This window comes from Silvanigrella sp. (genome assembly GCF_044369315.1).
Lineage (GTDB): Bacteria > Bdellovibrionota_B > Oligoflexia > Silvanigrellales > Silvanigrellaceae > Silvanigrella.
Window position 1 is genome coordinate 1 of sequence record NZ_JBIPMD010000272.1, and the last position, 4171, is coordinate 4171.

General features: G+C 28.6%; 5 protein-coding genes. 3 read left to right on the forward strand and 2 right to left on the reverse strand.

What is annotated here, in order from left to right; translation table 11 throughout:
- Positions 1-68 precede the first annotated feature (68 nt).
- The 3 genes from ugpA to ACIQ56_RS15245 are packed head-to-tail and all read left to right on the forward strand — an operon-like array spanning position 69 to position 2882.
- Positions 69-974 carry a sn-glycerol-3-phosphate ABC transporter permease UgpA gene (ugpA, locus tag ACIQ56_RS15235; protein ID WP_397601900.1) on the forward strand — a complete coding sequence of 302 codons (906 nt, stop codon included), beginning with the start codon at positions 69-71 and terminating at the stop codon, positions 972-974.
- Entirely contained in the window at positions 975-1820 is an 846-nt protein-coding gene (gene ugpE / locus ACIQ56_RS15240) for a sn-glycerol-3-phosphate ABC transporter permease UgpE (protein ID WP_397601901.1), read from the forward strand.
- Positions 1821-1838: 18 nt separating this feature from the next.
- Positions 1839-2882: an ABC transporter ATP-binding protein gene (locus tag ACIQ56_RS15245; protein WP_397601902.1), complete on the forward strand. Its 1044-nt coding sequence runs from the start codon at positions 1839-1841 to the stop codon at positions 2880-2882.
- Here the strand turns inward: ACIQ56_RS15245 and ACIQ56_RS15250 are convergent.
- Together ACIQ56_RS15250 and ACIQ56_RS15255 are read right to left on the reverse strand one after the other, a co-directional pair.
- Positions 2879-3670: a substrate-binding periplasmic protein gene (locus ACIQ56_RS15250; RefSeq protein ID WP_397601903.1), complete on the reverse strand. Its 792-nt coding sequence runs from the start codon at positions 3668-3670 to the stop codon at positions 2879-2881. The genes ACIQ56_RS15245 and ACIQ56_RS15250 overlap by 4 nt on opposite strands.
- 169 nt (positions 3671-3839) lie before the next feature.
- Positions 3840-4016 carry a hypothetical protein gene (locus ACIQ56_RS15255; protein ID WP_397601904.1) on the reverse strand — a complete coding sequence of 59 codons (177 nt, stop codon included), beginning with the start codon at positions 4014-4016 and terminating at the stop codon, positions 3840-3842.
- Positions 4017-4171: the final 155 nt, after the last annotated feature.

Sequence of the window (4171 nt, forward strand, 5' to 3'; positions counted from 1 at the left end):
ATGGCTTCAATTAATTTGTTACCTTATTAATCGCACTGCTTACTTCCACGCTGATGGCTAATCTTTACGTGGGTGAGATTCGCACTCACTGGTTCTTACGCACTTATCTTGGCGCACCAAAATTATTACCTTATTTATTTCTTGCACCACAACTTTTAATCTCTGGTATTTTCTTTTTTTGGCCTGCTCTTTTAGCGGTGTGGCAATCCTTTTTAAAAGAAGATGCCTTTGGACTAAAAACAGAATTTGTTTGGTTTGAAAATTATAAAGAAATTTTTCATGATTCAAACTATTTAAATTCAATATTTATTACATTAATATTTAGCATTAGCGTTACTTTAATTTGCTTAATTTCTGCATTGATTTTAGCTGGGCTTGTCAATAAAATAAAAGCGGGAAAATATATTTATCAAACTTTAATCATTTGTCCTTATGCTGTTGCACCTGCAATTGCAGGTGTTTTGTGGTATTTTTTATTTAGTCCTTCTATAGGATACATTGCAAATGTTTTAAATATTTTAGGTTTTCATTGGGATCCTAGCTTGAATGGAAATCACGCTTTAATATTAATTATTTTATCCGCAAGCTGGAAACAAATTAGTTATAATTTTTTATTTTACTTAGCAAGTTTACAATCTATTCCTAAATCACTTTTAGAGGCTGCTTCTATAGATGGGGCAACACCCTTACGAAGATTTATAGACATCACAATTCCTTTAATTTCTCCTACTACTTTTTTCTTATTTATTATGAATTTAATATATACATTTTTTGATACATTTGGAATTATTTTTACGACAACTCAAGGTGGCCCCGGTTATTCAACAACCAACCTTGTATATAAAGTTTACGTCGATGGAATCGTAAACTTAAATTTAGGTGGCTCTGCTGCTCAATCTGTTATTCTTATGATTTTTGTTTCTTTAATTACCATTTTACATTTTCGATTTGTTGAAAAAAAGGTGCACTATTAAATGAATGAAAATTCAAAAACATCAAATATCATACCTCATATTATTTTAATTATTGGAGTTATAGTTGTCGCTTTTCCAATTTATTTTGGATTTATTGCTTCAACTCAAAATATAGAAAGTATTTTGCACGGAAAATCGGGTATTATTCCTGGCAGTGATTTTATTAATAATTATTTAGAAATTTTATCTCCTGATAAAAAAATATTACCAGGTATTTCTATTTGGAGATTATTATTAAACAGTTTAATTGTTACATTATTAATAACATTTGGAAAAACAGCAATATCGATCATTTCCGCTTATGCCATTGTTTACTTTAAATTTCCTTTTCAAAAGTTTGCCTTTGCTATTATTTTTTTAACGTTAATGCTGCCAATTGAAGTTCGAATTGTTCCTACTTTTCAAATGGCTTCAAATTTAAATTTATTAGATAGTTTTCAAGGTTTATCAGTTCCTTTAATTGCATCAGCTACGGCTACTTTTTTATTTAGACAGTTTTTTATGTCTATACCAAATGAATTATGCGAAGCAGCAAGAATAGATGGGGCAGGGCCCATTCGTTTTTTTTGGGATACCGTACTTCCTCTTTCAAAAACAAGCATTGCCGCGTTATTTGTAATTTTGTTTATATATGGCTGGAATCAATATTTATGGCCCTTGTTAATCACAACAAAACAAAGCATGAACACAATAATAATTGCATTAACCCAAATGATTTCTCATGACGGAACAACTCCTTGGCATTTAGTAATGGGTGTCGCTATTATAGCAATGATTCCTCCTATATGTGTTGTTATTTTAATGCAAAAATGGTTTGTAAAAGGACTGATTGATTCAGAAAAATAATTATAAAAAGGTAAAAAAATGGCAAAAGTGGTTTTAAAAAATTTAAAAAAATCATACCAAAATCATCATATTTTACATAATATCAATTTAGAGATAAATGATGGTGAATTTATTGTTGTATTAGGGCCAAGTGGATGCGGTAAATCGACCATGTTACGGATGGTTGCTGGACTTGAAACAGTTACCGAAGGCGAAATTTTAATTGGAGAACAAAATGTTTGTAATTTAGAGCCCAAAGATAGAAAAATTGCCATGGTTTTTCAAAATTATGCTTTATATCCACATATGACGGTTTATAAGAATATAGCTTATGGTTTAAAATTACATAAGGTACCAAAAAGTGAAATAGAAAAAAAAGTAAATATCGCTGCCGATATGCTTCAATTAAAAGATTTATTAAATAGAAAACCAAATCAACTTAGTGGCGGACAGCGTCAACGTGTTGCAATGGGTAGAGCAATTGTCAGGGAACCAAATGTATTTTTATTTGATGAGCCATTAAGTAACTTAGATGCAAAACTGAGAACCCAAATGCGTTTTGAAATAAAAAATATACATAGAAAAGTAAAAACAACAAGCATTTATGTTACACACGATCAAATTGAAGCAATGACTTTAGCTGACAGAATTGTATTACTGAACAAAGCTAAAATAGAACAAATTGGAACACCTCTTGAATTATATCACAAACCAGCCTCCGTTTTTGTAGGTGGATTTATTGGAAATCCACCTATGAATTTTTTACCTGGTGATATCGCAATTCAATATTTAAAAACGAATAACTTAAATTCAAATTTAATTTTAGGATTTCGCCCAGAAAAAATTCAAATATCTGAAGACAATAATTTAAAAAATGATTCTTCTTATATACCATTTATCGTTAATATGTTTGAAAGCATTGGGCATGAAAATTTTATCTATGGAAAAATTGAAAATACAGATAATGAAATAATTATTAAATCACCTTCAGTAAGTATATCTGAAAATAAAAAAATATTTATTAAAATACCAGAAAATGAATTTCATTTTTTTAATAAAGAAACAGGAATTAGAATAATTTAATTTTTATTTTTAAAAAATTCTTCAAACATATTTTTATAATCTTTAGAATTTCGAATATCTTCTATTTTATTCCAAATTAAATTTGAATACTCTTTTTCTTTTTCAAACATTTTTGTAGATAACATTAAATAATAGGACTTTTTTTCTAATGGAGGTAATATTTTTTTAATTTGATTATTTAGTTCTGATTTTTGTTTAAGAACATAATCGGCTCTATAATCTTGCATTGCTATTGCGCGGTATCTTTTGCTTATCAATTTTTCAAATACACCTAAAGGCATTCGAGTCCCATCATCTACCCGAATATTCAATTTTTTTAGAAAATCATTTATGGAGTAACCTGGTAAAGATCCTATGACATCAACACCATAAATAATATTTCCATCCCATCGAATGGTTTTTTCATCTTTTAAAACATACAATGAATATTCATTTCTATGAAGTCGTTTATTTTCATTTGGTTTTCCATCTTTTAAACCATTTAGAGTTGGGTATCTTCCAAATTCTAATCTATCTTCTTTATAACTTGCAGCAAAAGCCCCATCAAATACATCTCCTTTTCTTAAATCATCTAAACAACGTTTCCAGGGAACAGGAGTTAAAATGATTTCTGTATTTAATTTAAGTGCAAGTATTTTTATTAAACTTATGTTAAGGCCTGTTCCATCTTTTAAAACCCAGGGAAAAGAATCTTGATCTTCATAACAAAATTTTAAAGGACGATTATTTGAAAAGGCGAATTGAGTTAAAAATATACAAAAAAATGAAACTGAAATTTTAAATTTCATAAATTTAGCCTTAATAAAAGGAATTTTATCAAATTTTAGTATAGTTTTTTTTATTATAATTTTCAATCTATAATAATGATAAGCAAATAGAATTTTTTGATTTTTAATTTAATGAATTTTAAATGATTTGAAAATTTTAAAAAAAAAGCGGTATAAAACCGCTCTTTTACTAGCAATGAGTCACAGTATTAGATGCCCATATTGGACGGAAGGAATTATAAGCATAAATCACTAAATTTCCATCATCTTGAAGAACAACCCAAGAACCTTCATGATTATTGGTACGTGAATTCCAAGTTGGTTTACCTGCATAATTATATGTTACAAAATTACCGTCGCCTTGCATAACAGCAACATAGGTACCTGTATTTTGAGTTTTTGATGACCAAATAGCTTGACCATGTGTCCTCCCAATAAGTGATTTTTACAAAGCATAAATCCAGAATTAAATCTCCTTTTGAGGAGGAGATTTAAATGGAGATGGAAAATAGAATTTTAAAA